We start from the raw sequence: 25,361 nt of genomic DNA, 5'->3' as shown, positions 1-25,361 counted from the left end.
TACGCTGGAGCAATGAGCCTGAACTTCGACACCCGCCCCGCCGCGTACGCGGTCATCATCCGCGACGGCGCCATCCTCCTGGCGTATTGGAAGCAAGGTGGCAAGGAAGGCTGGACCCTGCCGGGGGGCGGCCTTGACCTGGCCGAGCACCCTGTCGACGGCTGCCGCCGTGAGGTTTACGAGGAGACGGGGTACCACGCCGAAGTCGGTGCCATGCTGGGGATTGATGTTGGCCATTGGCCGGCTGAGATCCGGATCGACGGCGGTGAACGGGACTTCCAATCGCTCCGGCTCGTCTACGAGGCGACGGTCACCGGCGGGCACTTACGGCACGAGGTGGACGGCAGCACCACACACGCGGCCTGGATTCCGTTGGCCGAGGTCGAAGGGCTGAACAAGGTCTCGCTCGTCGACGCGGCGCTCCGGCTCCGCCGCGAGCGGCCAGTCAACGGAAAAGTCTCCTGACGGCGTCCTAGCCAGGGCGGGGGAGCCCGGTTAGGCTGGGACCGTCGGCAAAATATGCGGCGGCATTCTGGAAGTGACGCGGGAGGTGGAGATGATGACTGCAACCGAACTGTGCGCACTGCGCGCCACCACCAGCCAGCCCCATATTTTTTCCCCGGTCAGCAGCAACCGCCAGCCCTAACTCGGCGAGGTTCAAACGAACCCCCAGCGCGGCACGCGCACCGGGGCCCACCTAAGGGTTCCTCGTTGAGATCTTCTTCTGCACGTCCAGGCGCCATGGGCGCCAGCCCGGCCAAAACCAAGCAACTGCTTGTGGGCCCCGCGGCCTACGGCTTCACTGCCGGCATCGCCGATCGGTACGCGGCCCACCCTGTGCCCGGCGGCACCGGCACGGGGCGGATCATCAGGGTGGACCGAAACCTGGTCCTCATCGCCACCTGCGATACGACCCTCCACTTGCCCTACCCCGGCAACGGCGCACTGCCCGTCACCGGGGACTGGGCCTGGCTGGGATCCAACGCGGCTGGAGAGGCTGCCATCACCGGGATTCTCCCGCGGCACTCGGAACTGAGCCGCAAACGCGCCTTTGAAGGCTCGTCCGAGGCACAGGTCCTCGCCGCCAACATGGATGTCGTCGGCATTGTGGTGCCCGTGGACCGGCCGCTTAGCCATAACCGGCTGGAACGGACCCTCGTCGCCGCGTGGGACTCGGGTGCCACACCGATGGTCATCATCACCAAAGCGGACCTTGCCGACATCGCGGACGACGTCGTTGGCACCGTAATTCGCCAGGCCGCCGGCGTCGCGGTAATCACCACCTCCGCGGAACAGCGTGACGGCCTCGACGAACTGCTGGGCCACCTCCCGCCCGGCGGCACCCTTGTGCTGCTGGGCCCTTCGGGGGCCGGTAAGTCGACTCTTATCAACGCCCTCGCCGGCGTCCGGGTCCAGGATACGGGAGCAGTCCGCGCCGGTGACGGCAAAGGAAAGCACACCACCACCTCCCGCGAACTGGTGCCTCTGCCCGGCGGTGCGGTGCTGATGGACACTCCGGGGGTTCGAGGCTTCGGGCTCTTCGATGCCGACGGCGGGATGGCGCAAATGTTCGGCGATCTCGAGGAGCTCTTCGCACGGTGCCGGTTTTCCGATTGCGCCCACGGCAGCGAACCCGGCTGTGCCGTGCAGGGCGCACTCGGTGACGGATCCCTCGATGACCGCCGCTGGGAGAGCTACCTGAAACTGCAGCGTGAACTCAAAGCCCTGTCCCGGCGGCATGATGCTGCCGCCGACCGCGCTTTTGCGCGGGGGCGGCAGCAACAGATCGCCGACGCCGGTAAAAGCCAGCGGGCGGCGGCGCGGGACAGCCACGAGGCTGCGGAAAACCAAGGTGTAAGACGCGGCAGGAGAGGCCGGAGCGGGCAGCCAGGGGCCGGCCGGCGGCACCGGTGACACTGCGCAGGGTGCCGCGGGATGTGCCGTAGCGCAAGGGTGGGTGCCGCGGCGGAAGTTTTTTCCTGCGGCACCCATCCAAAACCGGCCGCCCTACGAATCATTAAGTCAGCAACAGCGCCCTTGACGATTTCACTGCTTTTTCCTGACTTTGTCAGTAGCGCTGGCTACGCTGGGTCCTACTGCTTTACAGTCAAAAATCAGCATGCCTAAGATCAGCAAGCTGGACCGTCCGATATTGCCGCCAACAGTTAGGTAAGCCCGGAAATGGCTGAAGCCATGATCGAGTTCCAGAACGTCACCAAGCAGTACCAGGGCGGCGCGCCGGCCGTCGATGACCTGACCATGTCCATCGACAAGGCAGCCATTACGGTCTTTGTCGGGCCGTCGGGGTGCGGCAAGACCACCTCGCTGCGGATGATCAATCGGATGGTCGAGCCGACGTCGGGATCCATCACAGTGGGTGGCGAGGACGTTACGACAGGGCCGGCGGCGAAGCTGCGCCGCTCCATGGGCTACGTGATGCAGTCTTCCGGGCTGATGCCGCACCGCTCGGTACTGGACAATATCGCCACGGTTCCCCGGCTCAACGGCGTGTCCAAGGCCGAGGCGCTCAAACGCGCACACGAACTTCTCGACGTCGTCGGGCTGGCGTCCGCGCTGGGCAAACGGTATCCCTCTCAGCTGTCCGGCGGCCAGCAGCAGCGTGTGGGAGTGGCGCGTGCGCTTGCCGCGGACCCGCCCGTGCTGCTGATGGATGAGCCTTTCAGCGCCGTGGACCCGGTGGTCCGCGACGAATTGCAGCAGGAACTCCTGCGGCTACAGCGCGACCTGGCCAAGACCATCGTGTTCGTCACGCACGACATTGACGAGGCCACGGTGCTGGGGGACAAGGTGGCTGTCTTTGGCCTGGGTGGCAAACTGGCGCAGTACGCAACTCCGGAAGAGATCCTGCGTGCCCCCGCCAACGACTTTGTGGCCTCGTTTGTGGGCCGGGACCGCGGCTTCCGCCACCTCGCTTTCAGCCCGTCCGACGGCGTCACAGTGCACCCTGCCAGGACCGTTACTGCCGATGAACTCAAACTCGCCGGCAACGACGCCGCCGGTTGGCAACTGCTGGTCGGTCACGACCTGCGTCCGCTGGGCTGGTCGGGCCCGGGCATGGGGTCCGAATCGGTTCCCGGCGGGTCTCTCTTCCGCAAGGGCGACACGCTCCGCCGCGCGCTCGACGCGGCCCTGTCCTCGCCCTCCGGTCTCGGCGTCGTCGTGGACGAGGACGGCCGGGTGGCCGGCGTTATCACCGCTGAAGAAGTCCTCGCCGTGATCGAATCGGACCGGCACGTCCGGCACGGCGCGCTCTGATGGAATGGTTCCTGGCAAACAGCGCTCAGGTCTACAGGCTCGCCGGGCAACACCTCGTCCTGGCCATCTTGCCGATGGTTTTCGGAGTGCTGATTGCAGTGCCGGTGGCACAATTTGCGCGGCAGAACCGCGGACTGCGGTCCGTGCTGGTGACGGCGTCCTCACTGCTGTACACCATCCCGTCCCTGGCGCTTTTTATCATCCTGCCGACCGTGCTGGGGACGCGGATCCTGGACCCGGTCAACGTGGTTGTTGCCCTGACCCTCTATGCCGTCGCCCTGCTGGTACGTGCCACCCTGGATGCTTTTGACTCCGTCGACGAGGACCTCCGGCAGGCGGCGGTCGCCATGGGCTTCAAGCCCTTTGCCCGCTTCCTGCAGATCGATCTGCCGCTTTCCCTGCCGGTGCTTTTTGCCGGATTGCGCGTCGTCTCAGTAAGTAACATCTCACTGGTCAGCGTCGCGGCCCTGCTGGGCATCGGCAACCTCGGTATGCTTTTCACCTCCGGGCTGCAGCGCGATTTCGTCACCGAAGTGATGGTGGGCATCATCGCCATCCTGATTCTCGCGCTGGTGATGGACGCTGTCCTGGTCCTGCTGGAGCGGCTGCTGACACCCTGGAACCGTGCCGCGGCCGCCCCGGCTGCCGGCACCGAATCCGGCCACCACACGCCGGGGACCAAGGCCGCGGCGCTCCGGTTCGCCCGTCCCAAGACGGGCGGGGGAAACGCATGAGCAACGTCGTGACCGAAACCTTCGCATGGCTCGGCGACCCCAAGCACTGGACGGGCAGGGCCGGCATCCCGGAACGTCTCGTGGAGCACCTGCTGTACACCGGCCTGGTGATGCTGATCGCCACCGCCATTGCGGTGCCTATCGGCCTCTACGTCGGGCATACCGGGCGCGGGCGGGTCGCCGTTGTTGCTCTCGCCGGCGCCCTGCGTGCGCTGCCGACCCTCGGCCTGCTGACGCTCTTTGTCCTGCTGGCCGGCATCGGACTGATGCCGCCGATCTGGGCGCTTGTGATCCTGACCGTGCCGCCGCTGCTCGCCGGCACCTATGCCGGCATTTCCAGTGTGGACCGGAACGTCGTCGACGCCGCGCGGGCCATGGGCATGACCGAACTCCAGGTGCTCTTCCGGGCCGAGTTTCCCAACGCGCTGCCCGTGATGTACGGCGGATTCCGGACCGGTACACTCCAGGCCATCGCCACCGTCTCGGTCGTCGCATATATCAACCTGGGGGGGCTTGGCCGCTACTTGTTCGACGGGCTTGTGCTCTCAGACTTCCCGCAGATGCTGGGCGGCTCCCTGCTCATCGCCGGCCTCGCGATCACCGTCGACCTGGCCCTTGCCCTCATCCAGCGGCTCTTCCTGTCCCGGGGAACCGCATCACAGCCAAACCGAAGCCATCAGGCTGCGGTTGATCTCACAGACCCCGTACCAGCGGGGACTGTTGTTCAAGGAGGTACGTCATGAAGGAAACCCGCCAACGAGCACTCGGCAGGCGCGCATTCGGCGGCCTGGCCGCCGGCGTCGGCCTGGCCATGGCATTGTCCGCCTGCGGCGGCTCATCCGATCCGCTCTCCACCGCACCCGCCTCTGCCGGAACCGGCTCCGGTTCCGGCGCGGCCCTCGTAATCGGTTCGGCCGATTTCCCTGAAAGCCAGATCGTCGCCGAGGTCTACGCCGGTGCACTGAACGGGGCCGGCGTCACGGCAAGCACCAAGCCGAACATCGGTTCCCGCGAGGTTTATTTCAAGGCGGTCCAGGACGGATCAGTGGACGTCATTCCCGATTACAGCGGAAACCTGCTGCTGCACGTGAGCAAGGACGCCACGGAGGTCTCCGCGGGAGACATCTACAAGGCACTCTCGGAGAAGCTGCCTGAGGGACTGGCCGTGCTGGAGGCTTCCAAGGCAGAGGACAAGGACGCGATGGTTGTGACCAAGGCCACTGCGGAGAAGTACCAGTTGAAGTCGATCGAGGACCTCGCCAAAGTCTGCAGCGAAATCGTGGTGGGTGCCCCGGCGACCTTCGCGGAGCGCGCCTACGGGCTCCCCGGCCTGAAGAAGAACTACGACTGCGTGCCCAAGAAGCTGGAACCGTTCAGCGACGGCGGGGGTGCCGTCACGCTCAAGGCCCTCCTCTCGGACCAGGTCCAGGTAGCCGACATCTACACCACCACTCCGTCCATCGCAGACAACGACCTGGTGGTGCTCGAGGACCCGAAGGACAACTTCATCGCCCAGCAGGTCCTCCCGCTGTACAACAAGGCCAAGATGACGGACAAGGCGAAGGAAACCCTGAACGCGGTCTCGAAGGTTCTCACCACCGAAGACCTGATTAACCTCAACCGGGCTGTCAGCGGCAGCCAGAAGCAAAACCCGAAGGACGCTGCTGCGGCCTGGCTCAAGGACAAGGGACTGGTCAAGTAGGGCCTGCCCCCGGCTTTTTCTGAGGAACGACGGCGGTGGCCGGACTTCCCTGCGGATGCGGGGCGGGCCGGCGGCCGCCGTCGCGGTTTTTCCGCCTGTGACGGCGGCCCGGTGTTGTGAGTCAGATCTCGCCGGAACTACATCCGCCATATGGCATATTTGATGAATGGCAGAATTCAAGCAGTCCACCAAGCTTCATAATGTCCTTTACGACATCCGTGGACCAATCCTTCAGGCCGCCCAGCAAATGGAGGCGGAGGGTCATCGGATCCTCAAACTGAACATCGGAAATCCGGCCCCGTTTGGGTTTGAAGCGCCGGACGCGATCCTGGTGGACATGATCCGACACCTGCCGCACGCCCAGGGCTACAGCGACTCCCGTGGCATCTTCTCGGCCCGGACAGCTGTCTCCCAGTACTACCAGACCCGCGGGATCCAGAACATCCACGTCGATGACATCTACCTTGGCAACGGCGTCAGCGAACTTATCACCATGTCCTTGATGGCGCTGCTGGACGACGGCGACGAGGTCCTCATCCCCACGCCGGACTACCCGCTCTGGACGGCCTCCGTGGCCCTGGCCGGCGGCCGGCCGGTGCACTACCTGTGCGATGAGGAGTCCGGCTGGCAGCCCGACCTGGAGGACCTCGAAGCGAAAATCACCCCGCGCACCAAGGGCATCGTGGTGATCAACCCCAACAACCCCACCGGCGCCGTCTATCCAGAGGAAACGCTCAAGAAGATTGTGGTCCTGGCCGAAAAGCACGGACTGGTGCTGTTCGCCGACGAGATCTACGAAAAGATCCTCTATGAGGACGCCGTGCACGTGAACATGGCCAGCCTTACCGGTGACGACGTCCTGTGCCTGACTTTCAGCGGACTGTCCAAGGCCTACCGGGTGTGCGGCTACCGGGCGGGGTGGATGGCTATTTCCGGACCAAAAAAGGAAGCCGCGGATTATCTCGAGGGCATCAACCTGCTGGCGAACATGCGTCTGTGCGCGAACGTCCCGGCGCAGCACGCGATCCAGACGGCGCTGGGCGGATACCAGAGCATCAACGATCTGATCCTGCCGGGCGGCCGGCTGCTCGAGCAGCGTAACAAGGCCTATGACATGCTCAACGCCATTCCCGGGGTCAGCACGCAGCAGGCACGGGGGGCGATGTACCTCTTCCCCAAGCTCGATCCTGAGGTTTACCGCATCCGCGACGATGAGAAGTTTGTCCTGGACCTGCTGCGTGAACAAAAGATCCTTGTCTCCCACGGCCGCGCCTTCAACTGGGTCCGCCCCGACCACTTCCGGATGGTCACCCTGCCGCTTGTGAAGGATCTGGAGGAGGCCATCAACCGTATGGCGGACTTCCTGAGCCGGTACAAGGGGAACTAGCCTGAACTGAGCAGCGGCGCGGGCGGTTGTCCGGCGTTCCGAACGGAGGCTGCCTGAACCGGAAAGAGGCAAGGGATGTCAGACATCGTGAGATTCAAGCAGCACCCTTCTGAGACTTTGAAGGTGGGTAAGGGTTTCAGGCTGAAGGACGTGGATCCGGACGCCACCCCGGGATACCCGGGGGACAAAAGTGATGGCGAGCTGCTGCTCTCCGACCTGGACGATAACCTGACGGTGTTCCAGGAGCAGCTCTTTGCCGAGTCCCGGTTCGGCGGCACCAAGCGCCTCCTGTTGATCCTGCAGGCCATGGACACCGCTGGCAAGGGTGGAATCGTGAACCACGTGATGGGCACCATGAACCCGCAGGGGGTCCAGTTGAGGTCGTTTAAGGCCCCCACTGACGAGGAGAAGTCGTATGACTTCCTGTGGCGGATCGAGAAGGAAGTGCCCGCGGCCGGCATGGTGGGAGTCTTTGACCGGTCCCACTACGAGGACGTCCTGATCCACCGCGTCCACCGTTGGGCGGATCCGAAGGAACTCGAACGCCGCTACCAGGCCATCAACGAATTCGAAGCCCGGCAGACCGCCGCCGGGACGAAGATCGTTAAGGTGATGCTCCACATCAGCCCCGATGAGCAGAAGGAGCGGTTGCTCGCCCGGCTGGACGATCCGGCCAAACTTTGGAAGTACAGCAGCAACGACCTTAAAGAACGCGCGTTCTGGGACGACTACATGGCTGCCTACCAGGCGGCTTTCGACCACACGAATTCCAGCGCTTCACCCTGGCATGTCGTGCCGGCCAACAAGAAATGGTACGCCCGGATCGCCGTCCAGCAGCTGCTGCTGGACGCGATGGACGGGCTGAAGCTGGAGTGGCCGGTTCCCGAGCTTGACGTCGCACTGGAGCGGGACCTTGTGGAGCGCTCCTGAGCGGCCGTGCCGGGACTACTCCGGGCTGTCCCGGGCGGCTAGGTCCCGGGCCGCGGACAGGCGCTTGCGGGCACCCTCGAGCCATTGTTCGCAGCGTTTGGCCAGAGCCTCGCCGCGTTCCCACAAAGACAGCGACTCCTCAAGGCTTACGCCGCCTGCCTCGAGTCTGCTGACGACCCCGACGAGTTCCTCGCGGGCTTCCTCATAGCTCAGGGCATCAATGTCGTTGCCGGGCGTGGTTTCTGCTGCCATGGTGTGCTGCTCCTTGTTGCGTCGGGGGAAGGAATTGATCGGGGCTGGCCGGGCGGGGTTTTGATTCTGCGGTGACCCGCTTTGCCGGCACCGGACTTAGTCTTCGGCGGGTTCCTGGCCACCGGTCGACTCTGCGGTGAACCGGCCACCGGCCACGCGAACGGTGAGGGGAGTGCCGGGCGGAGCCTGCTCGGGGTGCCGCACAACGCCGTGCCCGGTGCCCGGGGTCGAACCGCCGACGGCGAGCTGCACTACCGCATATCCCCGGTCCAGGGTTTTCTGCGGCGAGAGGGCCCGGACCTGGGCCTTCAGGTGCACCAGCTGGTCGGACGCCCGCACGACGGCGGTGGTGACCGCGGCCCGGGAACGGCCGGTGAGCCGTTCGACGTCGTCGTACCGGCTCCTGACCATAACGTCGGGGGACGCCAGCACAGGACGGGATCTCAACGCCGCCAACCGGTCCGTTTCGCGTTCCACCAGTCGGGTGACACCGCGCCGAAGCTGCTCCCGGGCCTGACGGACCCGGGCGAGCTCCTCGACGACGTCCGGGACGATCCGCTTGGCAGCGTCGGTCGGGGTGGAGGCGCGCAGATCCGCGACATCGTCAAGAATCGGCCGGTCCGCCTCGTGGCCGATCGCGCTCACTATCGGTGTGGACGCGACGGACACCGCACGGATAAGTTCCTCGTTGCTGAACGGCAGCAGATCCTCCAACGCACCGCCGCCGCGGGCGATCACGATGACGTCCACCGCCGGGTCCGCATCCAGTTCGCGGAGTGCGGCGATGACCTGTGCGACCGCAGTGTTGCCCTGGACAGCCACCTCTCGGACTTCGAATTCCACAGCGGGCCAGCGCAGTGCTGCGTTGCGCAGCACATCCTTCTTGGCGTCCGAGTTGCGCCCGGTGATCAGGCCGATCCGGTGCGGAAGCAGCGGCAGGCGCTTCTTGCGGGCATCGGAGAAGAGCCCTTCCGCCGCCAGGGCATGCCGGAGCCGCTCGATCCGTGCGAGCAGGTCACCAAGGCCAACCGGCCGGATGTCCTTTACCGACATGTTCAACCTGCCGGTCTTGAGCCACAATTCCGCCTTGAGCAGGGCTACGACCCGGGAGCCTCGTTCCAGCGGGCTTTCCTGCCGGTCCAGCACATTAGTCCAGACCGACGCAGGCAGGGAGATTTCGGCGTCGATGTCTCGCAGCGTGAGGTAGGCGTTGGTGCCCCGCCGGTTCAGTTCGATCACTTGGCCTTCGACCCAGGCGGACGGGGCGCGGTCAATGTGCGTCTTGAGCTTTTGGGACAACAGCTGCAAGGGCCAAGGATTGTCGGGGCTGGTTTCTGCCGCCGTGGCCGGAACGGTCGTGGCTGCTGCGGCGTCCTCAGACATGCCGGTACCCCGGTACGGGGATGGCCTGGTGCATATGGATAGGTGTCCTTTGCCGGGGCGGGGCGGCCCGCACGGGTCCTTCTCGGCGATTGCGCATCAGGAAGGGCCAGCGGCGGACAACTCGAATGTGTCGGGTTCAACTCTATCCATAGGCCTACCATGGGGGCGCGACTTTATTGTTCGGCAGGACGCCCCCCGTAAGATGGCACTACCCGTCAATTTCCTAGGAATCCTTGTGCGCACTTTTGTTTCGGCCGTAGCGGTAATCATCGGTCTTGTCCTTACGGCTGTCGCTATTCCAGCCATGTGGGTGGATCGGAATATCGTGCAGGAGGACGGTTTTGTGGCGTTCGCCGCCCCGCTGGGCAAGGACCCGGCGTTCCAGCAGCGGCTGGCCGGCGCCGCGGTCGGCAGCCTCGGCGCGGATCAAATTCCCCCGGCGATCAGTGGACTCGTTACGCCAGTCTTGCAACGTGCCGCCAAGTCCCTCACGGCCATGCCCGGCTATCCCGAGGCCTGGACCGAAACCCTGCGCAAGAGCCACCGGCTGAATTTCGCCGACCCCAAGGCTCGTCCCGCCGGCACGGGCACCGGAACCTCATTGACGCTGGACCTCGCCCCACTCGTCGGTCTGGTGGCGAACCAGGTGGCGGAAGCCACCTCCTTGCAGCTGACGGCCCCTGACCAGCTGCCGATTACCCTTGGGCAACCGAAGCACCGGCAGATCCTGGACCGGGTCTCCGCTGTCGCTCCGATTGGCTACCCGCTCGCCGCCGGCGCCCTCATCTCCTTCGCGCTGGCCTTCGTGGCCGCCCGGCGGCGCCCCACAGTCCTCGCCGGGATCGGGCTCGGTGCCCTCGTGCTGGCCGGAGCCTGGCAGCTTGCTGCCGGCGCAGCCGGGAGTGCGGTGAAGGGAACGTCCAGCGGCAACGCGGTCGCGGAGATCTTCAAGAGCGAGTTCGTCTCCGCTGCCAGCTCAAGTTTCGGCCAGTGGATCCTGGCGGCAGCGGCGGCTGGCGGCGTCTTGCTCGCGGCCGGCCTGATCCTGCGCGCCCGCCCCCACCGCCGGGTGCCGCAACCGCTGGCACAGCAGCAGGTCCCTCAACACCGGTAGCATTGGGGCATGACCTCCACAGCCGTGTCCATTCCGATGCCAACCGTCCCGCGCCGTCGGCGTTCGCCGGAGGAAGTGCTGGCGGCAGCCGCCGTAGCGGGCCCCAAAAGGGTTCTGCTCGCCGCGCCGCGCGGCTACTGCGCCGGCGTCGACCGGGCAGTCATCGCGGTGGAAAAAGCGCTGGAGCACTACGGCCCTCCGGTTTACGTCCGCAAGCAGATCGTCCACAACGTGCACGTGGTGAGCTCCTTGGAGGAAAAAGGGGCAATCTTCGTTGACGAGACCGACGAGGTCCCCGAGGGTGCCCTGGTGATCTTCTCTGCCCACGGCGTCTCGCCGGCTGTGGTCCAGTCTGCCGAGGACCGGGGTCTGCGGACCATCGACGCGACCTGCCCGCTCGTCACCAAGGTGCACAAAGAAGCCGTGCGCTTCGCGAAGGACGACTTCGACATCCTCCTAATCGGCCATGACGGCCATGAGGAAGTCGAGGGAACGGCAGGCGAGGCTCCCGAGCACATCCAAATCATCAACGGCCCGCACGAGGTCGGCAAGGTTACGGTCCGGGACCCGGAAAAGGTCATCTGGCTTTCCCAGACCACGCTCAGCGTTGACGAAACGATGGAAACCGTCCGGCTCCTCAAGGAACGGTTCCCCACCCTGCAGGATCCGCCCAGCGACGACATCTGCTACGCGACAACTAACCGACAGGTCGCCATCAAGAAGATCTCACCCCAGGCCGACTTGGTCATCGTCGTCGGATCGGCAAACTCGTCGAACTCTGTCCGGCTCGTGGAAGTGGCGCTGGAGTACGGCGCGAAGGCTTCCTACCGGGTGGATTTCGCCAACGAGGTCGACGAATCCTGGTTCGAAGGGGTGGCGACCGTTGGTGTGACCTCGGGCGCCTCGGTTCCGGAAGTCCTGGTCAAGGACGTCCTGCGACTGCTGGCTGACTACGGCTACGGCACCGTCGAGGAAGTCGTCACGGCCGAGGAAGACCTGCTTTTCTCGCTGCCGAAAGAACTTCGCGCCACGTTGAAGCAGGCCGGGGACGTCACCCGTGCCCTCGGCGGCCGCGGGGCACGCACCACCCAGACCTCTTAGGAACTCCCGGCCCCGGGCCGGCTAGGCTGCCGATTCCCGGACCTCCTCGCCCGAGTCGCTGCCGGGGTTCCCGGCCGAGGTCCCGGAACCGTTCCCGGGCTGGAGTTCGGGGGCGGCCACGGAACGCGGCGTCACCTCCACGGCAGCAGGTGTGACCAGACCTGCGGCGTCCAGGGCATTGAGCTTCCGGGCCGTCGGCAGCACCCGCGCCTCCAGGGTTCCCACCAGGGAGTTGTAGCGTTCCACGGAGGTTTTCAGCGAGGAGCCGAGCTTGGTGACGTTCTCACCGAGCGTTCCCATCCGTTCGTACAGCTGGCGGGCAAGTTCGAACAGCTCCCGGGCGCTGTCCGTCAGGACGTCTTGACGCCAGGTGAAGGCTACGGATTTCAGCACTGCCAACAAGGTTGAGGGCGATGCCAGCACCACATTCTTGGACAGGGCATAGTCCAGCAGGGCCGGGTCCGCGGACAGCGCGGCCGCGAGAATCGATTCGGCCGGCAGGAAACAGACCACAAGTTCCGGGGAGTTGCCCGGAATGTCCCAGTACTTTTTCCCGCTCAGCGCGTCCACATGGGCCTTCAAGGCCTTGGCATGGGCCAGGAGATGAGCCTGCTGCCCGCCCAGCGACTGTGGGTGGGGCGGGCCCGCGGCGGACGCACCAAGCTCCTGTGCCGCCAGATAGGACGTGAGCGGTACCTTCGCGTCGACGACGAGTTGCTTCTGACCGGGAAGCTGCACCACCAGGTCTGGCCGGACACTGGCCTCGGTTGCGCCGTGGGCCTGCCCGCTGTGGACCTGCTCGTGGAAATCCACATGGCGCAGCATCCCCGCGGCCTCGACCACGCGGCGCAACTGGACCTCACCCCACTGTCCGCGGGCGCTGTTGGACCGCAGCGCGGACTCAAGGGCATGCGTTGAGCGCAGCAGCTGTTCGTCGGAAAGGCGGGCTTCCTGCAACTGCTGCGCGAGCTGCCCGTACTGTTCCAGGCGGTCGCGTTCCAGGAGCGAAACCTGCCGCTGAACGGCCGTGAGCTTCTCCGCCACCGGGGCCAGGGCCCGCAGTACGCTGCCGTCCTGGTTCCGGGATTCGCCGAGTTCCCGGTTCTGGGCTGCCAGCAGTCGCCGCTCGGCGTCCGCCGCGGCGAACTGGGCGCTGACCTCGGCAAGCCGGCCCGAGACGGCGTCGAAGTCGTGCTCCACCGCGGCGGTTCGTCGCCGCACCAGCAGGTAGGCCACGACGGCGCCGGCGACGGCGCCAATGAGAAGCATCAGAAGTGAAAGGATCAGTGCAAAAGCGTCCATGCCTTCACTCTGGCATGCCCCTGTGACAGTTTGCGTCCGACTCCCGGCAGCGGTCCCGGTCCCGGGCCGCAAGCGGGTAGAATTGGTCCTCGTGGCTCTTACTATTGGCATCGTCGGACTGCCCAACGTCGGCAAATCAACTCTTTTCAACGCACTGACCCGCAACCAGGTGCTCGCAGCGAACTACCCGTTCGCCACGATCGAGCCCAACGTTGGTGTGGTCAACCTGCCGGACCCGCGGCTCGCCAAGCTGGCCGCCGTCTTTGGGTCCCAGCGTCTGCTGCCGGCTCCGGTGTCGTTTGTGGACATCGCCGGTATCGTCAAGGGCGCCTCGGAGGGCGAAGGCCTGGGAAACAAGTTCCTTGCCAACATCCGCGAGGCCGAGGCCATCGCGCAGGTTGTCCGTGTGTTCGCTGATCCCGACGTCATCCACGTCGACGGCAAGGTGGATCCCCGCTCCGACATGGAGACCATCAACACCGAACTGATCCTGGCTGACTTGCAGACCATTGAAAATGCAATTCCCCGGATCGAAAAAGAAGTCAAGATCAAGAAGCGGGAAGCGGCTGAACTTGCAGCCATCCAGGCGGCCCAGGCCGTCCTGGAACGCGGCGACACCATCTTCTCCTCGGTCAAGAGCGACAAGCTGGAGATGGAACACCTCAGGGAGCTCAGCCTCCTCACGGCCAAGCCATTTATCTACGTTTTCAACGCGGACGAAGGTATCCTCGGCAGCCCCGAGAAGCAGGAAGAACTGCGGGCCATGGTTGCCCCGGCAGACGCCATCTTCCTCGACGCCAAGCTCGAGTCCGACCTCGTGGAACTGGACGAGGAGGAAGCCCGCGAGATGCTGGAACTGAACGGCCAGGAAGAATCCGGACTCGACCAGCTGGCGCGCGTCGGCTTCCACACCCTTGGACTCCAGACTTACCTGACGGCCGGCCCCAAGGAAACCCGGGCGTGGACCATCCACCAGGGTGATACGGCCCCGCAGGCCGCCGGCGTGATCCATTCTGATTTCCAGCGCGGATTCATTAAGGCCGAGGTCGTCTCCTTCAACGATCTCATCGAAGCCGGTTCCATGGCCGAGGCGAAGTCCCGGGGCAAGGTCCGGATAGAAGGCAAGGAATACGTGATGGCCGACGGCGACGTGGTTGAATTTAGATTTAATGTGTAGATTCTTCGCCTGAATCAGTTGAAATGCCGCCCTCCGTGAAAACGAACGAGGGCGGCATTTCTTGTAACAGAATTGATAGTCGTAGCGTCAAGGACCTTCGGACGGAGTCCGGGTGCATAGGAAATTTCGGGCTTTTTCCTCGGATACCCAATGACCTGCGACTCCAACGCGAGGCGATGCGGGTCTTTCCCTTACCAGCGCTCACGAGTCATTTCACAGCTAACCCCTTGATGCCGACCGGGGAGGGGGCCATCTCGGTCGTTTCCTTATGGGGCCAGGGCTGAGGCGGTGGAACCGGCGGTTTCCGGTATGGAGCAGGCAGTTGCCCTCGCCGCGTCATCAATCCCCGGGGGAGTCGTTGTAGCGGCCCTGAACGACGTTGTTACCAACACTCTCGGCCCGAACACCAGGGAAGCGCTGGCCCGGACCGGGACGATCGTCTCGTCGACGGTGCAGGCAGTTAGTTTCTACGCTCAGGGCGACCTCGATATGGCCGCCGGGGCCCAGCGAAGCGCGGCTATGGCCGGCTCCGATACTGAAATGCCGGGCACTCGTCACCGGCCCCTGCCCCAGTAATCGCCGAAGTTGAAGGGTTAGCGACGTGGTCTTAGCGCCAGAGGTTTGCACAGCTGTCGGAGCCTCCGGACTGGATCCCTCCGGGGGGTTCCGTCTGCCCGACTCCGATTCGCTCGACTCCGCAGCCGCCGATCTCACCATCCACGCTGCGGCATTCCGCAATGGCATGGACACCGCGGCGCAGACCTGGACGGGATTAGGCGCCTCCTATGCCTCCGAGGAGTCCCCCACCGTTCTGGCGGCCTTCTCCAGGGTTTCACCGCTGGCGGCACGAGTCGCGGAGGACGCCCAGCAGACATCCCAGTCTCTGAGGGCTTTCTCGTCAACCTGCCGGGACCTGCGGCAGCGGCTGGAGGCCTATGGCCGCGGAGTGCAGCAACTGGATGCAGACATTGACGCGTTCCCGACATCGGTCGAGAAGAAAACTATGGTCAAGGACCAGCTCATCGTGGTGGAATTTATATTCAATGTGTAGCTAGACCGCCGTTCGGCGACTTTATCAGCTGCACAAGTTATCTGAATAAATCATTTCGGATACTTGCCAGACACCTTTGCCACGGCGTTGGCGGACTCGTGAAGAACCGGTAGCCGTTGCGCAGGAGTGTGAGACAATGCTCCCTCGGTTGCGGGACCTATCCCAATGCGCCCCAGGCATCGTAGTTGTTCCACCTAAGAGTTGATGTCCAGGACCCTTGCTGTGCGACGGAGCCGGGCTGCGGTCCGAACCGGGTCGATAGTGAGCGTTTCTGGCCCCGATACCGTTGCGGCCGGTGTGTTCGCCCAGCGGGCGCCTGCTGGAGCTAAATCGCCTCCTGTAACACACAGTGTCTGGGCTGCCGCGGAGATCTCGGACAGTGGGCCCTCTTAAAATGGGGGTCTACCGAAAGTAGAGATCAGCATGACCGCATCACGGAAGCGATTTACCCAGGAGTTCAGGGACGAGTTGTGCCGGGAGGTGATCAACACGTCCAAGCCGATCAAGGACGTGGCCACCGCGTACGGTGTCGGCCCCGAGACGCTCCGGAACTGGCTGGTCAAGTACCGTGAGGCCAACGGCGGCACGGAGGCGGATCTGACAGTGCCGGAACGGGCCCGGCTGAAGGAGCTCGAGAGGGGAAATCAGGAGCTACGGGCGGAGACTGCTTTCCTGAAAAGCCACCGCTTACTTCGCGCGGGAGCAGCGGTAGTGAGCAAGTACGAATACATCGACTCCCAGAAAAGTGAGCCCGCCAACCTGAATTCGGTCTGGGCCGCCCGTCCTCAATCGGCCACCTCGGCCCGCCGGCAGGGCCTGACCGAGCGGATCCAGCACTTCTTCGAGGAGTCCGAGGGCACCTACGGCTACCGGCGCATCCACGCCGATCTCGCCGCGGAACAGACCGAGTGCTCGGCCGAGCTGGTGCGGCAGCGTTGCCGACCGCACGCCCGATCCCCACCGTCACCGGTATCGGTGGCGGGCAGGTTCTGTCGTTGCCTGGTGGTGTCACCGGGATCGGCGACGCCTGGACCGCGCCGGGCTGGCGCGCCGCCCGGCCCACCGACCAGACCGACCCGTGGGCTGTTATCGGCGCGCCGACAGCCCCTGCCCCGGGTCCGGGTGGCACTGCCGGTGCTGATGCCGCTGGTTTGGGTGCTGTATCCGGGTTGGCAGGTACGCTGCCGGCAGGGATCACCCTGACCGGCAACGGCGGACTGGACGTCGCGGGTCTGGAATGGCTCGGGGCGCGGGCGTACGACCCGGCAACCCGGGGTTTCCTGTCCACCGACCCCACCGGGCTGCGTCCGCTCACTGGTGAGGAGCTGAAGGCCTACGACGGCTCCTCCCGGGGAGCGTTCGCCGCCGCCGGGAACTGGCTCGGCGAGAACTGGGAGTATCTGGCCGGGGGTGCCATGGTCATTGCCGGTGGCGTCATGATCGCCACCGGCGTGGGCGGGCCCGTGGGAATGATGCTCGTCGGTGCCGGTGCCGACATGATCATTCAAAAGGCCACAACTGGTGAGGTAGACCCTTTGCAGGTCGGGTTCAGCGCTGTCTTGGGCGGGTTCGGGGGGGTCGGCACCGCAGCATTGGCATCTCGAGCCGGCCCTACAGGGATGTAGAGCGTGGTTGCGGCCGCGGCAGGTTCAGGGGGCATCAGTGGCAGTGTCGAAGGTACCTATGGTTACTGCACGGGCCCCGGCCCCCACACTGTCACAGGTGCATTCGGCGCGACTACGCAGGGAGCAGTGTGCGGAGCGGGCCTTGGCGGTGTTGGTGGCGCCGCCGGACATAAGATTGGGCAGAAGGTGATGAGGGCAGTCACCGCCCGTCCCGACGCTGGAACGATGGCCATGGGCAGAGTCATGAAATACCGTGTGGCGCCTTACACTGATGCGCATGGAATGGGATATTATAAAGGTGCATCAGGCTACGACTTTACGGATGCCCACTTTTCCCCCGAAGTGCGAGACGGTATACATATTTGGGCGAATAAAAAGTGGATCGATTATCAAATGATGCAGGGCAAAAATTTGGTAGACATCGGATCCCCGGACGAAAGTCTTCGGCCCGACTTTCTCGACCCCCTAGAATCTAGTCCGTATTACAACATGAAATTCCGTCGCGTTTCAGGATATCAGCGATACACAAGAGACCACCAGCCCGCCTGGGACTTGAAGGAACAAAATGTCTTATCCTAAGATCTTTTTAAGGGCTGTCGAGTATGAAAAAGTTGGCATTTTTGGACTGACGAACCGGTGGACATACGAATTTATAAAACCCGGGATGCAGGAAAAAAGACTGGGTACGAAGGAATTACTCAGGGAACTTGTCCCTGGGAAGGATGACGCACGTCAAGATGCCTACGATTGCATCAGCCGCGCCCAGAAGCTCTTCAATAATAGCCAGTCGGGGTGGGTTTGGTACCCGTGGGGGACGGTCGTTTCCGATTTGAATAGCGTATAAAAGCCGCGACAGAAGAACGTCGAGCAGTTACTTTGCTCGCGAGCCCCCGAATCCTGTTGGTGCGAGACTCCCAAGCCCCACAGCTTGGTGTGGCTAGACCGCGTGGTGGCAAGGCGTACTAGTTGGCTTCGTCGTCGCCGAGCCCGGCGTTTGAAGCGGGTCGCTCTACTCGGGTGTGGGAGGTGACTGTCCTGGAACCTGATCTCCCTCCAAGCTACGCAGGGACGTTGACTGAACTGGCAAACGCCGTTGGAAAAGAACAGGGGTGGTTGCCGCATTGAGCGAAGATACGAGTTCCCGAGAAGTGGCGAATAAATCTTGTGGTTCACTTACTGAGAATGATCTCAAGCACGGAAATAAGGCTCTTCAGAATTGAGAGTGTAGTTTCGGTCTGAATCCTCCGGATTCCAGCAGTGACCTGGCGACATAGTTGGTGAGGTTGCGGAAGCCGAGGGCGGAGCCGCGGAGGTGTTCGAGCCGGCCATTGATGGCTTCGGTGGGGCCGTTCGATGTGCCGGGTCGGTCAGAGTAGGCCAGCACGTCTCGGGCGCTGCGTTTGAGGGTTCGCCCGAGAGTCCTGAGCTCGGTCAACGCGGCGGGGACGCCAGCGCTTAGGGAGTCAATGACAGCTTGCATCATCTCCCGGCCTTTGGTGGCCCTTCGCATTTAGGCATGGTTTGTTTGTTTCGCCCGGTAGGGGCGATGTCCGCCGGCGGCGAGCAGGCATCTGAGCCGGTAGTTGGTGAAGTTGCGGAAGCCGCGGGCGATTCTGCGGGTGGTTTCGATGACGCCGTTGATCGCTTCGGTGGGGCCGTTGGAGGCGCCGTTGGTGTCGAAGTAGGCCAGGACCGCGGCTTTCCAGGCCCGCAGGGTCCGGCCGAGCCGGGCCACTTCCGGGAGGGGGCAGGTCAGGAACGACGCGATCACCTCAGCCACGAGTGCCCTGCCGTGTTCCGGGCGGGCGTGGTAGATATTGCGGAGCTTCTGGTAGCACTGCCAGGCGAGGGTGACTTCGTGGTCCGGGTCCCCGGCGGAGAGTTTCGCGTCGAGCCGTGAAGCCTGTTTCTCGGTGAGGTGTTCGGCGCCGATCTGCAGGGTCCGGCGGATCCCGTAGAGCGGATCGCCCTTGCGGCCGCGGTGTCCCAGGGTGTCCTGCTGGACCCGGCGGCGGACCTCATCCACCATGGCCGAACCCAGCTTCACGACATGGAACGCATCCAGAACCGTGATGGCTTCGGGCAGTTCGTCGCGAATCGCGTTCGCGTAGCCGCGGAACGGATCCAGCGCGGCTGTCTTGATCCCGGCGGTGAACCCGGTACCGCGGTCTTTGAGCCAGTCGGCGTAGGCCTTTCCGGAACGTCCCGGAACGAGGTCCAGCAGCCGGGCGTGAACAACGCCGTCAGCATCGCGGGTGTGGTCCACGATCCCGGTGACCATCCCCGTGCCGGGCGGACCGGTATGAGCCCAGACATGTTCATCGACGCCCAGCGCATCCACACCCTTCAGTCGCCCCTGTCAGCGATCCGCCGTGCGGCCTCTGCCCTGATCCCGTGCCAGACCGTGTGCTAGGAGACGCCGAGCTGGTGGGCCAGGGCCGAGACCGACGTGGCGAAATGCTGGAGCGCATCGGTCGCCCAGTTCACGGAACGGTTGGTGAGTTTCGCCCGGGGACCGGCCAGTGGGTGCTCTTCGGTGAACGTGGTCTTCGGGCAGTCCGGGTCCGGGCACCGCCAGAGACGCTTGGCCCACAGCAGCCGCACCGGACGGCCGAAACAGGGAATGTCATGGAGCCGGACCTGCCGGCGGCCATGGCCGACCGCAACAACACCGCAGTCCGGGCAGCCAGTGACGTCCTCCCCGGTTTCAACGCGCAGCACCAGGCCGGTCCCGGATGTCGTGACGGAGTTGACGTGGATGCCCTCGACACCGAGCAGCGCATCCGCGCGCGTGCGCCACCGGCCGTCGGAGCAAGACATAGAGTTATTCATGTCAGGGTCTCTTCTGGGTATTGGTTGCTTGGTCGCTACCAATTCAAAGAGGCCCTGACCTCTTTCCCGCCGCACCACGCCGCACCCGGAACGGCCTACGCCACGGCGCCAGTCTCAGAACCCTCTAACCACGCTCATCTGCGAAGGACCAGATATGCCTGCTGGTCCATTCAGTGACCGGCCGCAGCGAACGCTCCCCGGAAGGAGCTGTCGTACTGGGTCAATCGCCCGCGCCCCGAGCTTTCCAGACCCGCGACGTCAAGGCCGCCGTTGCCGGTCAGGGTGATCCCGGTCAGCAACACACCCGCCAGCCCGGACAACACACTCAGACCGGCCCCGCCGGGTACGCTCCCCCGCGTCATTCAAATGCCCGACATGACATCATGGGCACTCGCTTCTCGACCGTCAGTCGCTAAACAACGGCTCTCATTTCACCATCCGATAATCCTGCACAGATGGGGTTTCATTCCGGATTCCCTTAGTCAGTACTCGCGAGAACCAGCCAATATCAAAATCGTATTCACTGCCAGGCTTGAAAGACGCAGCAACCTCGTCTTGATTGTCAAAAGTCACCCTCGGAGACACATAGATACTTCCGCAGTTCGCCGTCTCAACGAAAACCCCCGCCGTCGATGCCGAACCCCTAGATCCGCCAGAACTCGTTTCCGGTTTCGCGGTGAGTATTTCGCAACGGATAGTCTCGACACCGATCGAATCCCATACGGAAAGCAGCAAAACAAAAGCACCGAACCCGAGAACTAAGACTCCCAGCACGTTCCAATACCACTTCAACGTCGGCCGCTTGGGTATACGCCCCGAACCGTCGTCCGTCTTAACCATTCCATCTCCCATTCCGATCACCAGCCACTCGCACGACGTCCACTCCCGGGCCCAGCGGAACCGTTGGCAAACCCCTGGACCGCGCCGTTTAACAAATCCTCGCGCCTAGCATCACCTGGCTGCAGTCCCGTATTGACCGCACCAACGACAGACCCACCTAACCGATTCGTTAGGTCCTCCGTCAAAATTGATCCCCAGTTATCGGGTGCGCCAGCGTGCTGACCGCTTGAGACTGGACCCATCGACCCCGGAAGGCGGTTGGCAACACTGTTCCGAATGATTATCCAAGCTTACTGAACACAGCAGAGCCGCCAGCTGCGGTCACGAAACCGGTGCCGGCCGTGGCGAAATAACCATTGATCGTCTGGACTTCATTATCGTCCAAAGCGTAAGACACCACATTGCTGCCTGAACCGCCCGTGCCTGCGGCCAGGGAGGACCGGACCACGGAGCTACGCAATACAGCGTTGCTCGTGGTCACCACGCGTGAGGTTGAACCCGCCGACGTCGCCACGCGGGCAGCGTTCGCCCCCCGCGCCAGAAATCCCCCCGCGGTGCCACCAAGCCCACCACCGACAGCACCAATAGCTGCATCTTTCCAGACCCGGTTCATATTGACGGCGGCCGTGGCCGATCGCGATGACGCCGCACTCCGGGCAGCCGCTGAGGGTTTCGCCGGTTTCGACGCGTAGAAGCAGGCCCTTAAAAATTACGATCTAGACAATCCGATTCTCTCCCAAGGCCCTCACCCCCGCCCCGCACCTCTCACGCGGCAGCGCTGACTACACTCTCAATTCTGAAGAGCCTGATTACATGTACCAAGTGCATACCCAGCCAGGAGAATCCCGTGTTGTTGAGGCGAAACGCCTCGCGGATGCTATGGGAGGTAGCCCCCGTGGTCCGTGGAACGACTTGCAGGAGTGTCAGCGAACAGCCTCCCGACTTTTTCGGGAGGGCCGCCGGGAGGAGTGGGTTGAGTACGGGACCGCCATTGTGGTTTCAAGCGAGTCGCTCGGTCACATCGACTGAGAAATAGGAGCCAATCTGCGTTGGGGAACGTAGCGTTCTTCCGAGATGGAGATCGCTCCCGAGGAGGGGTTGCTCGGAGTGCGCTAGCCTGAACGGCATGAATCGCATGGAAATGTCTGACGCTGCGACGCTCATGACCCTGCTACGTGATGCGAAGCGCTCCTCGACGCTCAGTACGCTGCTGCCGGGGTGGGACATGCTGCAGGCCGACGTCCCTTCAAGGGAACGGGTAGAGACGGCAATAGCAATCCTGGTCGGTTCCGGCCTTGCTGAGGTCGACTCGTCCTGGGGGATGCGGCTCACGGAGCAGGGCGAACGGCTCAGGCGGTCCGTGAAAGGTAGTCAGGGGATGCGGATGATCCCGGGGGAGATCAGCGATCTGCTGGCAGGATGCCAGTTGAGCCGTGCGACGCTGAATCTGCCTCAGTCGGTCTTTGATCCGGCGCTCAAGGACTATCTCGACGCGGCCCGCCGCAGGGCTGAGCGCCGGTCGCGGCATCGTTGGTGGTGGCCCGACCCATTTAGGCGCCCCGTCCAGTGAAGCCGTCATCCTCGACATCCCGTTCTGAGACGCACGAAAGGCCGCCCGTGACGTTGTTCGACTGCTGAACGTGGTGGAGTTCAGGTTCAATGTGTAGTTCCTGACCTCACGAGACCTTTTGCGATGGCCGCCAAGAACACATGTTCTTGGCGGCCATGCGCTTTCTGAGACCCGTTGCCACCGATGTTGTCAGCATGTTTGCCGTACAAAGAATGACGGCCCAAGGTCAAGTCCCAGAACCAATTAACCGGACGTCCCCTCGTCGGTCTAAGGTCTCGAGTCAACGAAATCCGGGTCAGTCTCCAGCTCCGGACGCGTCAGTGGTTGTCCGGTTCCAAGTCATGGATCGGTTCCTTCCGGAATTCCTTCTCCTGAGGTGCGCCGGATGCACCTTGGCTACCGTCCGATCAGGTCGGCCAAGACATGGGCTTCACTGATGTCGGCGGCTTTGGTTGCCGTCAGCAACGTCAGCCGTTGGTCCTTGGCGAGTTCGCTCAGATGGTTAAGCGCCTGCGCCCGGGCGGGTTCTTTAAGCTCGGCCTTGTAGCGCTTGGCAAACTCGTCGAACTTGGCAGGGTCGTGGCCGTACCATTTGCGCAGCTCCGTTGACGGGGAGACGTCTTTGCACCACTCGTCCAGTGCCGCCTTGGCCTTGGTCATCCCGCGGGGCCAGATGTGGTCTACCAGAACCCGGACGCCGTCGTCGTCCCTGATCGGATCATAGACCCGGCGCACCTGAACATCAGTTGTAGTCGACATTCCCCAGCCTCCTCGCTGACTTGCGGCACGGCACCGATACCTTTCTTGGGAAAGCGACGCCGGAAGCGGCCAAAAACCCTGTGGGTCTTTGTCCTCGGTGACATTATGCTCTCCCGATCCCTGCAGGAGCCACATCACCATGAGGATGCACCGGACCGCTCAGCAGGCTTGCGAGAGTGACCTGGTCGCCGAGACCCTCGGGTGCCAACCGCTCTTTCCTTGCTGCGCGGCGCCTTGCATCGGGTGTGGTCGTCCGCTAATGGTCGAAGGACAGGGCGGCACCGTCACCGCTATCGATCCAAGCCCGGAGCCTAACATCAATCGGTTCGGTGGCGGTGGACGAATCAGGTCAGGGTAATGACGCACAGACTTGGTTGAACAAAGGGGAGCAGACGCACGTCCGGCGGCGTGTCGCCGTCGCCGTCGCGTAACTGTTGCACGAGTCCAAGGTGGACCGAGCAGACCACCAGCGGGTGACGCCGTGCAGCATCGCGGAATGGGCACCGCCGCACCTGGACGACATCGCCGTCCGGCGCCGGGTCGAAACCGAGCCCGTCAAGGACCTCAAGGAGCCCGCTCCGTCGATCGACGGAGTCGGAGCGTTCGGCTAAGAGCCCGCGTGCCCAGTCACGGCCGGCGTTAATGGCACAAACTAAGGAGCGGGTGGCCGGTGCACCGCCGTACGACCCAGAACTGGTCAACGACAAAAAGTACCACCAGAACTCGTACAGCTACTTCGGCTTTGCCCCCTACTGGTGGGGCGGCTATTCATACCCGATCCTCCCCATCGCACGATAGGGCGGAGCAGCTGGCTGCCGTCTGGGCGGTCACATTCAGCGGCCGCCGTCGAAAAGAAGAGGTACCACTGTGTCCCTTCCAATAACGAAGTTGGTTCAATCGGGTTCTCAAGGACATGCCTATCCGGACCGAGCCGGAGCCGGATGCCCCCGATGGATCATTTACCTTGCACAGCTCAATGAATTATTGAGACTGCCACGCTGCTTCGGCATGGGGCCGATTGTGTTTGTGCGATTTGAGCACCCGTGGGTTCGGTGTACTTATTGTGTAACACGCGGGTGTGCGTCGGTGCCGCGGATGCCCATAAATTGCAGCACCAAGGGGTGCGCGGCCGCGGGGCATGACATACATCTCTCCAACTCTCAAGGCTGTGGCATGAAACTTGGGGCGCTTCACGCCGGGGTGCGCGTGAAGCTTGCCTCGCTGTCTGGGGAATACCGCAGTCGTCCAACCTCAGCAAACCGACTCGGGCTGGGCTGCCTGCCGCACGTGATTTAGGATCTACCCCATGACGAATCTTCAGGGTGCGGTTGTTCTGGTAGTCGGCGCCACCGGCGGGCTCGGCTCGCGGATCGCCGATCAGCTGGAGAGTAGCGGCGCCATTGTTGCCCGGTCGTCAAAGTCTGCTGGGCACGATCTACGTTCACCTTCTGTGATTCGGGAGGTGCTGGATGCCACGAATGCGCAGCACGGACGTCTCGACGGGCTGGTGGTTGCGTCCGGGGTCGTCGCCTTCGGCGCCGCATCAGACCTTGAACCCGCCACGGTGGACGAACTGTTCGCTGTGAACACGACCAGTGCGATCCAGCTCATTACCCAGAGCCAGCCCTACCTCGCGGCCTCGGCACATGACGGCCGGGAGCCCTTCGTGGTAACACTGAGCGGCGTTGTCGCTGAGACACCCGTCGCCGGTCTGGCAGCATACTCGGCGTCGAAAGCTGGGCTCGCGGCTTTTGTTGTCGCAGCGGCGCGCGAGTATCGTCGCGCGGGCATCCGACTCGTGGATGCCCGCCCAGGCCACACAGGCACCGCGCTGTCCGAGCACCCGATCGCCGGGTCAGCGCCGCGATTCGGAGCGCCGCTGGATCCAGACCTCGTTGCAGCGCGGATCATCAACGCGATCGTCGATGGCGAGAAGGATCTGCCCAGCACCGCCTTCCAGACGCGGCCGAGATGATGAAACTGAGCGCTGAATGCGAAGGCCACGGCTCAAGTAGGCGAGCCTGGCCTTCCGAATACAGCGCTAGAGAGTCGGATGGATTCTGAAGTGGGTTCATTGCTGACGGCCGGGGCATGGAATCCACCTGGCTCCTGCTCGGAACCGCTCCGAGCAGGAGATATTCGCTTACGGAACGTGGTGGAGTTCAGCTTCAACGTGTGATGGCCTGGTGAATTCATCAGGTCAGCAGGTCTAACTTGAGAAGCCCCGATTTCAGAATCGGGGCTTCTTTTGTGCCCGTGCACGTTAGCGGCGAGAACAAACCGCGTCAAGGAAATGGTGGAATTCCGGCCTTGGCGCGGAGCAGAT

The 25,361-nt window shown here is 63.6% G+C and carries 27 protein-coding genes and 2 pseudogenes; 20 read left to right on the top strand and 9 right to left on the bottom strand.

Annotation, left to right across the window (positions count from 1 at the left end):
• The first annotated feature begins 12 nt into the window (after positions 1–12).
• The 8 genes from QK287_RS07110 to QK287_RS07075 all read left to right on the top strand — a co-directional run bounded on the left by QK287_RS07110 (position 13) and on the right by QK287_RS07075 (position 8,029).
• On the top strand, positions 13–465 hold the full coding sequence (locus QK287_RS07110; protein WP_226776063.1) for an NUDIX hydrolase: 453 nt from the start codon (positions 13–15) through the stop codon (positions 463–465).
• Positions 466–741: 276 nt separating this feature from the next.
• Positions 742–1,914: a ribosome small subunit-dependent GTPase A gene (gene rsgA, locus QK287_RS07105; RefSeq protein WP_282359679.1), complete on the top strand. Its 1,173-nt coding sequence runs from the start codon at positions 742–744 to the stop codon at positions 1,912–1,914.
• A gap of 267 nt (positions 1,915–2,181) precedes the next feature.
• On the top strand, positions 2,182–3,276 hold the full coding sequence (locus tag QK287_RS07100) for an ABC transporter ATP-binding protein (protein ID WP_282359678.1): 1,095 nt from the start codon (positions 2,182–2,184) through the stop codon (positions 3,274–3,276).
• Positions 3,276–4,010, top strand: a complete 735-nt coding sequence (locus QK287_RS07095; RefSeq protein ID WP_282359677.1) for an ABC transporter permease — start codon at positions 3,276–3,278, stop codon at positions 4,008–4,010. The genes QK287_RS07100 and QK287_RS07095 overlap by 1 nt, the downstream gene beginning before the upstream one ends.
• A complete protein-coding gene (locus QK287_RS07090) occupies positions 4,007–4,753 on the top strand; it encodes an ABC transporter permease (protein ID WP_282359675.1) in 747 nt (248 codons plus the stop codon). The genes QK287_RS07095 and QK287_RS07090 overlap by 4 nt, the downstream gene beginning before the upstream one ends.
• Positions 4,750–5,712, top strand: coding sequence for an ABC transporter substrate-binding protein (locus QK287_RS07085; protein WP_282359674.1), 963 nt, complete (start codon positions 4,750–4,752; stop codon positions 5,710–5,712). The genes QK287_RS07090 and QK287_RS07085 overlap by 4 nt, the downstream gene beginning before the upstream one ends.
• A 166-nt stretch (positions 5,713–5,878) precedes the next feature.
• Positions 5,879–7,099 carry a pyridoxal phosphate-dependent aminotransferase gene (locus QK287_RS07080; protein WP_226776068.1) on the top strand — a complete coding sequence of 407 codons (1,221 nt, stop codon included), beginning with the start codon at positions 5,879–5,881 and terminating at the stop codon, positions 7,097–7,099.
• A gap of 75 nt (positions 7,100–7,174) precedes the next feature.
• Complete coding sequence (locus tag QK287_RS07075; protein ID WP_226776069.1) at positions 7,175–8,029, top strand: PPK2 family polyphosphate kinase; 855 nt, start codon at positions 7,175–7,177, stop codon at positions 8,027–8,029.
• 15 nt (positions 8,030–8,044) lie between these two features.
• Here the strand turns inward: QK287_RS07075 and QK287_RS07070 are convergent, their stop codons facing one another.
• Complete coding sequence (locus tag QK287_RS07070) at positions 8,045–8,281, bottom strand: exodeoxyribonuclease VII small subunit (protein WP_226776070.1); 237 nt, start codon at positions 8,279–8,281, stop codon at positions 8,045–8,047.
• A gap of 96 nt (positions 8,282–8,377) precedes the next feature.
• The gene (xseA, locus tag QK287_RS07065) at positions 8,378–9,664 is read right to left on the bottom strand and encodes an exodeoxyribonuclease VII large subunit (protein ID WP_282359673.1); all 1,287 of its coding nucleotides are present in this window, start codon (positions 9,662–9,664) and stop codon (positions 8,378–8,380) included.
• Positions 9,665–9,899: 235 nt separating this feature from the next.
• Here xseA and QK287_RS07060 point away from each other — a divergent pair, with 235 nt between their 5' ends.
• Together QK287_RS07060 and QK287_RS07055 are read left to right on the top strand one after the other, a co-directional pair.
• Positions 9,900–10,778, top strand: a complete 879-nt coding sequence (locus QK287_RS07060) for a hypothetical protein (protein ID WP_282359672.1) — start codon at positions 9,900–9,902, stop codon at positions 10,776–10,778.
• Between the two features lie 9 nt (positions 10,779–10,787).
• Positions 10,788–11,879 (top strand): 4-hydroxy-3-methylbut-2-enyl diphosphate reductase, encoded by a 1,092-nt coding sequence (locus QK287_RS07055; RefSeq protein WP_226776073.1) that lies wholly within the window; start codon positions 10,788–10,790, stop codon positions 11,877–11,879.
• A gap of 21 nt (positions 11,880–11,900) precedes the next feature.
• Here QK287_RS07055 and QK287_RS07050 read toward each other — a convergent pair whose 3' ends face one another.
• Positions 11,901–13,181: a DNA recombination protein RmuC gene (locus QK287_RS07050; protein ID WP_282359671.1), complete on the bottom strand. Its 1,281-nt coding sequence runs from the start codon at positions 13,179–13,181 to the stop codon at positions 11,901–11,903.
• A gap of 91 nt (positions 13,182–13,272) precedes the next feature.
• Here QK287_RS07050 and ychF point away from each other — a divergent pair, with 91 nt between their 5' ends.
• The 6 genes and pseudogenes from ychF (at position 13,273) to QK287_RS07020 (ending at position 17,613) form a co-directional block, all read left to right on the top strand.
• Complete coding sequence (gene ychF / locus QK287_RS07045) at positions 13,273–14,358, top strand: redox-regulated ATPase YchF (RefSeq protein WP_282359670.1); 1,086 nt, start codon at positions 13,273–13,275, stop codon at positions 14,356–14,358.
• 309 nt (positions 14,359–14,667) lie between these two features.
• Positions 14,668–14,934, top strand: coding sequence for a DUF6507 family protein (locus QK287_RS07040; RefSeq protein ID WP_348774699.1), 267 nt, complete (start codon positions 14,668–14,670; stop codon positions 14,932–14,934).
• A 25-nt stretch (positions 14,935–14,959) separates the two neighbouring features.
• A complete protein-coding gene (locus QK287_RS07035) occupies positions 14,960–15,409 on the top strand; it encodes a hypothetical protein (RefSeq protein WP_282359668.1) in 450 nt (149 codons plus the stop codon).
• 423 nt (positions 15,410–15,832) lie between these two features.
• Positions 15,833–16,342, top strand: a pseudogene (locus QK287_RS07030) (transposase); the annotation flags it as partial.
• 236 nt (positions 16,343–16,578) lie between these two features.
• Positions 16,579–17,034 carry a hypothetical protein gene (locus tag QK287_RS07025; RefSeq protein WP_282359667.1) on the top strand — a complete coding sequence of 152 codons (456 nt, stop codon included), beginning with the start codon at positions 16,579–16,581 and terminating at the stop codon, positions 17,032–17,034.
• A gap of 189 nt (positions 17,035–17,223) precedes the next feature.
• A complete protein-coding gene (locus QK287_RS07020; protein WP_282359666.1) occupies positions 17,224–17,613 on the top strand; it encodes a hypothetical protein in 390 nt (129 codons plus the stop codon).
• Positions 17,614–18,244: 631 nt separating this feature from the next.
• Here the strand turns inward: QK287_RS07020 and QK287_RS07015 are convergent.
• The 5 genes and pseudogenes from QK287_RS07015 to QK287_RS07000 form a co-directional block, all read right to left on the bottom strand.
• Positions 18,245–18,529, bottom strand: a pseudogene (locus QK287_RS07015) (transposase); the annotation flags it as partial.
• Positions 18,530–18,544: 15 nt separating this feature from the next.
• Entirely contained in the window at positions 18,545–19,375 is an 831-nt protein-coding gene (locus tag QK287_RS18510) for an ISL3 family transposase (protein WP_348774700.1), read from the bottom strand.
• Positions 19,376–19,443: 68 nt separating this feature from the next.
• The gene (locus QK287_RS18505; RefSeq protein WP_348774701.1) at positions 19,444–19,866 is read right to left on the bottom strand and encodes a transposase family protein; all 423 of its coding nucleotides are present in this window, start codon (positions 19,864–19,866) and stop codon (positions 19,444–19,446) included.
• A 170-nt stretch (positions 19,867–20,036) separates the two neighbouring features.
• A complete protein-coding gene (locus QK287_RS07005) occupies positions 20,037–20,228 on the bottom strand; it encodes a hypothetical protein (RefSeq protein WP_282359665.1) in 192 nt (63 codons plus the stop codon).
• Between the two features lie 64 nt (positions 20,229–20,292).
• Positions 20,293–20,706 (bottom strand): hypothetical protein, encoded by a 414-nt coding sequence (locus QK287_RS07000; protein ID WP_282359664.1) that lies wholly within the window; start codon positions 20,704–20,706, stop codon positions 20,293–20,295.
• A 1,126-nt stretch (positions 20,707–21,832) separates the two neighbouring features.
• On the opposite strand from QK287_RS07000, the gene QK287_RS06995 reads away from it, so the two are divergent.
• Positions 21,833–22,276 carry a hypothetical protein gene (locus tag QK287_RS06995; RefSeq protein WP_282359663.1) on the top strand — a complete coding sequence of 148 codons (444 nt, stop codon included), beginning with the start codon at positions 21,833–21,835 and terminating at the stop codon, positions 22,274–22,276.
• Between the two features lie 396 nt (positions 22,277–22,672).
• On the opposite strand, the gene QK287_RS06990 is transcribed toward QK287_RS06995, so the two are convergent.
• A complete protein-coding gene (locus QK287_RS06990) occupies positions 22,673–23,035 on the bottom strand; it encodes a DUF488 family protein (protein ID WP_282359662.1) in 363 nt (120 codons plus the stop codon).
• 449 nt (positions 23,036–23,484) lie between these two features.
• Between QK287_RS06990 and QK287_RS06985 the strand changes: the two genes are divergently transcribed.
• The 3 genes from QK287_RS06985 (at position 23,485) to QK287_RS06975 (ending at position 25,010) form a co-directional block, all read left to right on the top strand.
• On the top strand, positions 23,485–23,646 hold the full coding sequence (locus QK287_RS06985) for a hypothetical protein (RefSeq protein ID WP_282359661.1): 162 nt from the start codon (positions 23,485–23,487) through the stop codon (positions 23,644–23,646).
• Positions 23,647–23,677: 31 nt separating this feature from the next.
• Positions 23,678–23,833 (top strand): hypothetical protein, encoded by a 156-nt coding sequence (locus QK287_RS06980; protein WP_226776078.1) that lies wholly within the window; start codon positions 23,678–23,680, stop codon positions 23,831–23,833.
• A 508-nt stretch (positions 23,834–24,341) separates the two neighbouring features.
• A complete protein-coding gene (locus QK287_RS06975) occupies positions 24,342–25,010 on the top strand; it encodes an SDR family NAD(P)-dependent oxidoreductase (RefSeq protein WP_282359658.1) in 669 nt (222 codons plus the stop codon).
• The last annotated feature ends 351 nt before the right edge of the window (positions 25,011–25,361 follow it).

The sequence above is a fragment of the Arthrobacter sp. AL05 genome, from assembly GCF_029960715.1.
Classification (GTDB): domain Bacteria; phylum Actinomycetota; class Actinomycetes; order Actinomycetales; family Micrococcaceae; genus Arthrobacter.
The sequence above is the reverse complement of the archived record's forward strand: the minus strand, read 5'-3'. Positions and strand labels throughout refer to the sequence as shown.

What these genes read in the sequence shown, in the direction of transcription:
- QK287_RS18505 (WP_348774701.1), bottom strand. Translation starts at nt 19,866, where the DNA reads ATGAATAACTCTATGTCTTGCTCCGACGGCCGGTGGCGCACGCGCGCG.
- QK287_RS06995 (WP_282359663.1), top strand. Translation starts at nt 21,833, where the DNA reads ATGAATCGCATGGAAATGTCTGACGCTGCGACGCTCATGACCCTGCTA.
- xseA (WP_282359673.1), bottom strand. Translation starts at nt 9,664, where the DNA reads ATGTCTGAGGACGCCGCAGCAGCCACGACCGTTCCGGCCACGGCGGCA.
- QK287_RS07100 (WP_282359678.1), top strand. Translation starts at nt 2,182, where the DNA reads ATGGCTGAAGCCATGATCGAGTTCCAGAACGTCACCAAGCAGTACCAG.
- QK287_RS07095 (WP_282359677.1), top strand. Translation starts at nt 3,276, where the DNA reads ATGGAATGGTTCCTGGCAAACAGCGCTCAGGTCTACAGGCTCGCCGGG.
- QK287_RS07085 (WP_282359674.1), top strand. Translation starts at nt 4,750, where the DNA reads ATGAAGGAAACCCGCCAACGAGCACTCGGCAGGCGCGCATTCGGCGGC.
- QK287_RS07070 (WP_226776070.1), bottom strand. Translation starts at nt 8,281, where the DNA reads ATGGCAGCAGAAACCACGCCCGGCAACGACATTGATGCCCTGAGCTAT.
- QK287_RS06980 (WP_226776078.1), top strand. Translation starts at nt 23,678, where the DNA reads ATGGCACAAACTAAGGAGCGGGTGGCCGGTGCACCGCCGTACGACCCA.
- QK287_RS07080 (WP_226776068.1), top strand. Translation starts at nt 5,879, where the DNA reads ATGGCAGAATTCAAGCAGTCCACCAAGCTTCATAATGTCCTTTACGAC.
- QK287_RS07005 (WP_282359665.1), bottom strand. Translation starts at nt 20,228, where the DNA reads ATGACGCGGGGGAGCGTACCCGGCGGGGCCGGTCTGAGTGTGTTGTCC.
- QK287_RS07090 (WP_282359675.1), top strand. Translation starts at nt 4,007, where the DNA reads ATGAGCAACGTCGTGACCGAAACCTTCGCATGGCTCGGCGACCCCAAG.
- QK287_RS07000 (WP_282359664.1), bottom strand. Translation starts at nt 20,706, where the DNA reads ATGGTTAAGACGGACGACGGTTCGGGGCGTATACCCAAGCGGCCGACG.
- QK287_RS07020 (WP_282359666.1), top strand. Translation starts at nt 17,224, where the DNA reads ATGAGGGCAGTCACCGCCCGTCCCGACGCTGGAACGATGGCCATGGGC.
- QK287_RS06975 (WP_282359658.1), top strand. Translation starts at nt 24,342, where the DNA reads ATGACGAATCTTCAGGGTGCGGTTGTTCTGGTAGTCGGCGCCACCGGC.
- rsgA (WP_282359679.1), top strand. Translation starts at nt 742, where the DNA reads ATGGGCGCCAGCCCGGCCAAAACCAAGCAACTGCTTGTGGGCCCCGCG.
- QK287_RS06990 (WP_282359662.1), bottom strand. Translation starts at nt 23,035, where the DNA reads ATGTCGACTACAACTGATGTTCAGGTGCGCCGGGTCTATGATCCGATC.
- QK287_RS07055 (WP_226776073.1), top strand. Translation starts at nt 10,788, where the DNA reads ATGACCTCCACAGCCGTGTCCATTCCGATGCCAACCGTCCCGCGCCGT.
- QK287_RS07110 (WP_226776063.1), top strand. Translation starts at nt 13, where the DNA reads ATGAGCCTGAACTTCGACACCCGCCCCGCCGCGTACGCGGTCATCATC.
- QK287_RS07050 (WP_282359671.1), bottom strand. Translation starts at nt 13,181, where the DNA reads ATGGACGCTTTTGCACTGATCCTTTCACTTCTGATGCTTCTCATTGGC.
- QK287_RS07040 (WP_348774699.1), top strand. Translation starts at nt 14,668, where the DNA reads ATGGAGCAGGCAGTTGCCCTCGCCGCGTCATCAATCCCCGGGGGAGTC.
- QK287_RS07075 (WP_226776069.1), top strand. Translation starts at nt 7,175, where the DNA reads ATGTCAGACATCGTGAGATTCAAGCAGCACCCTTCTGAGACTTTGAAG.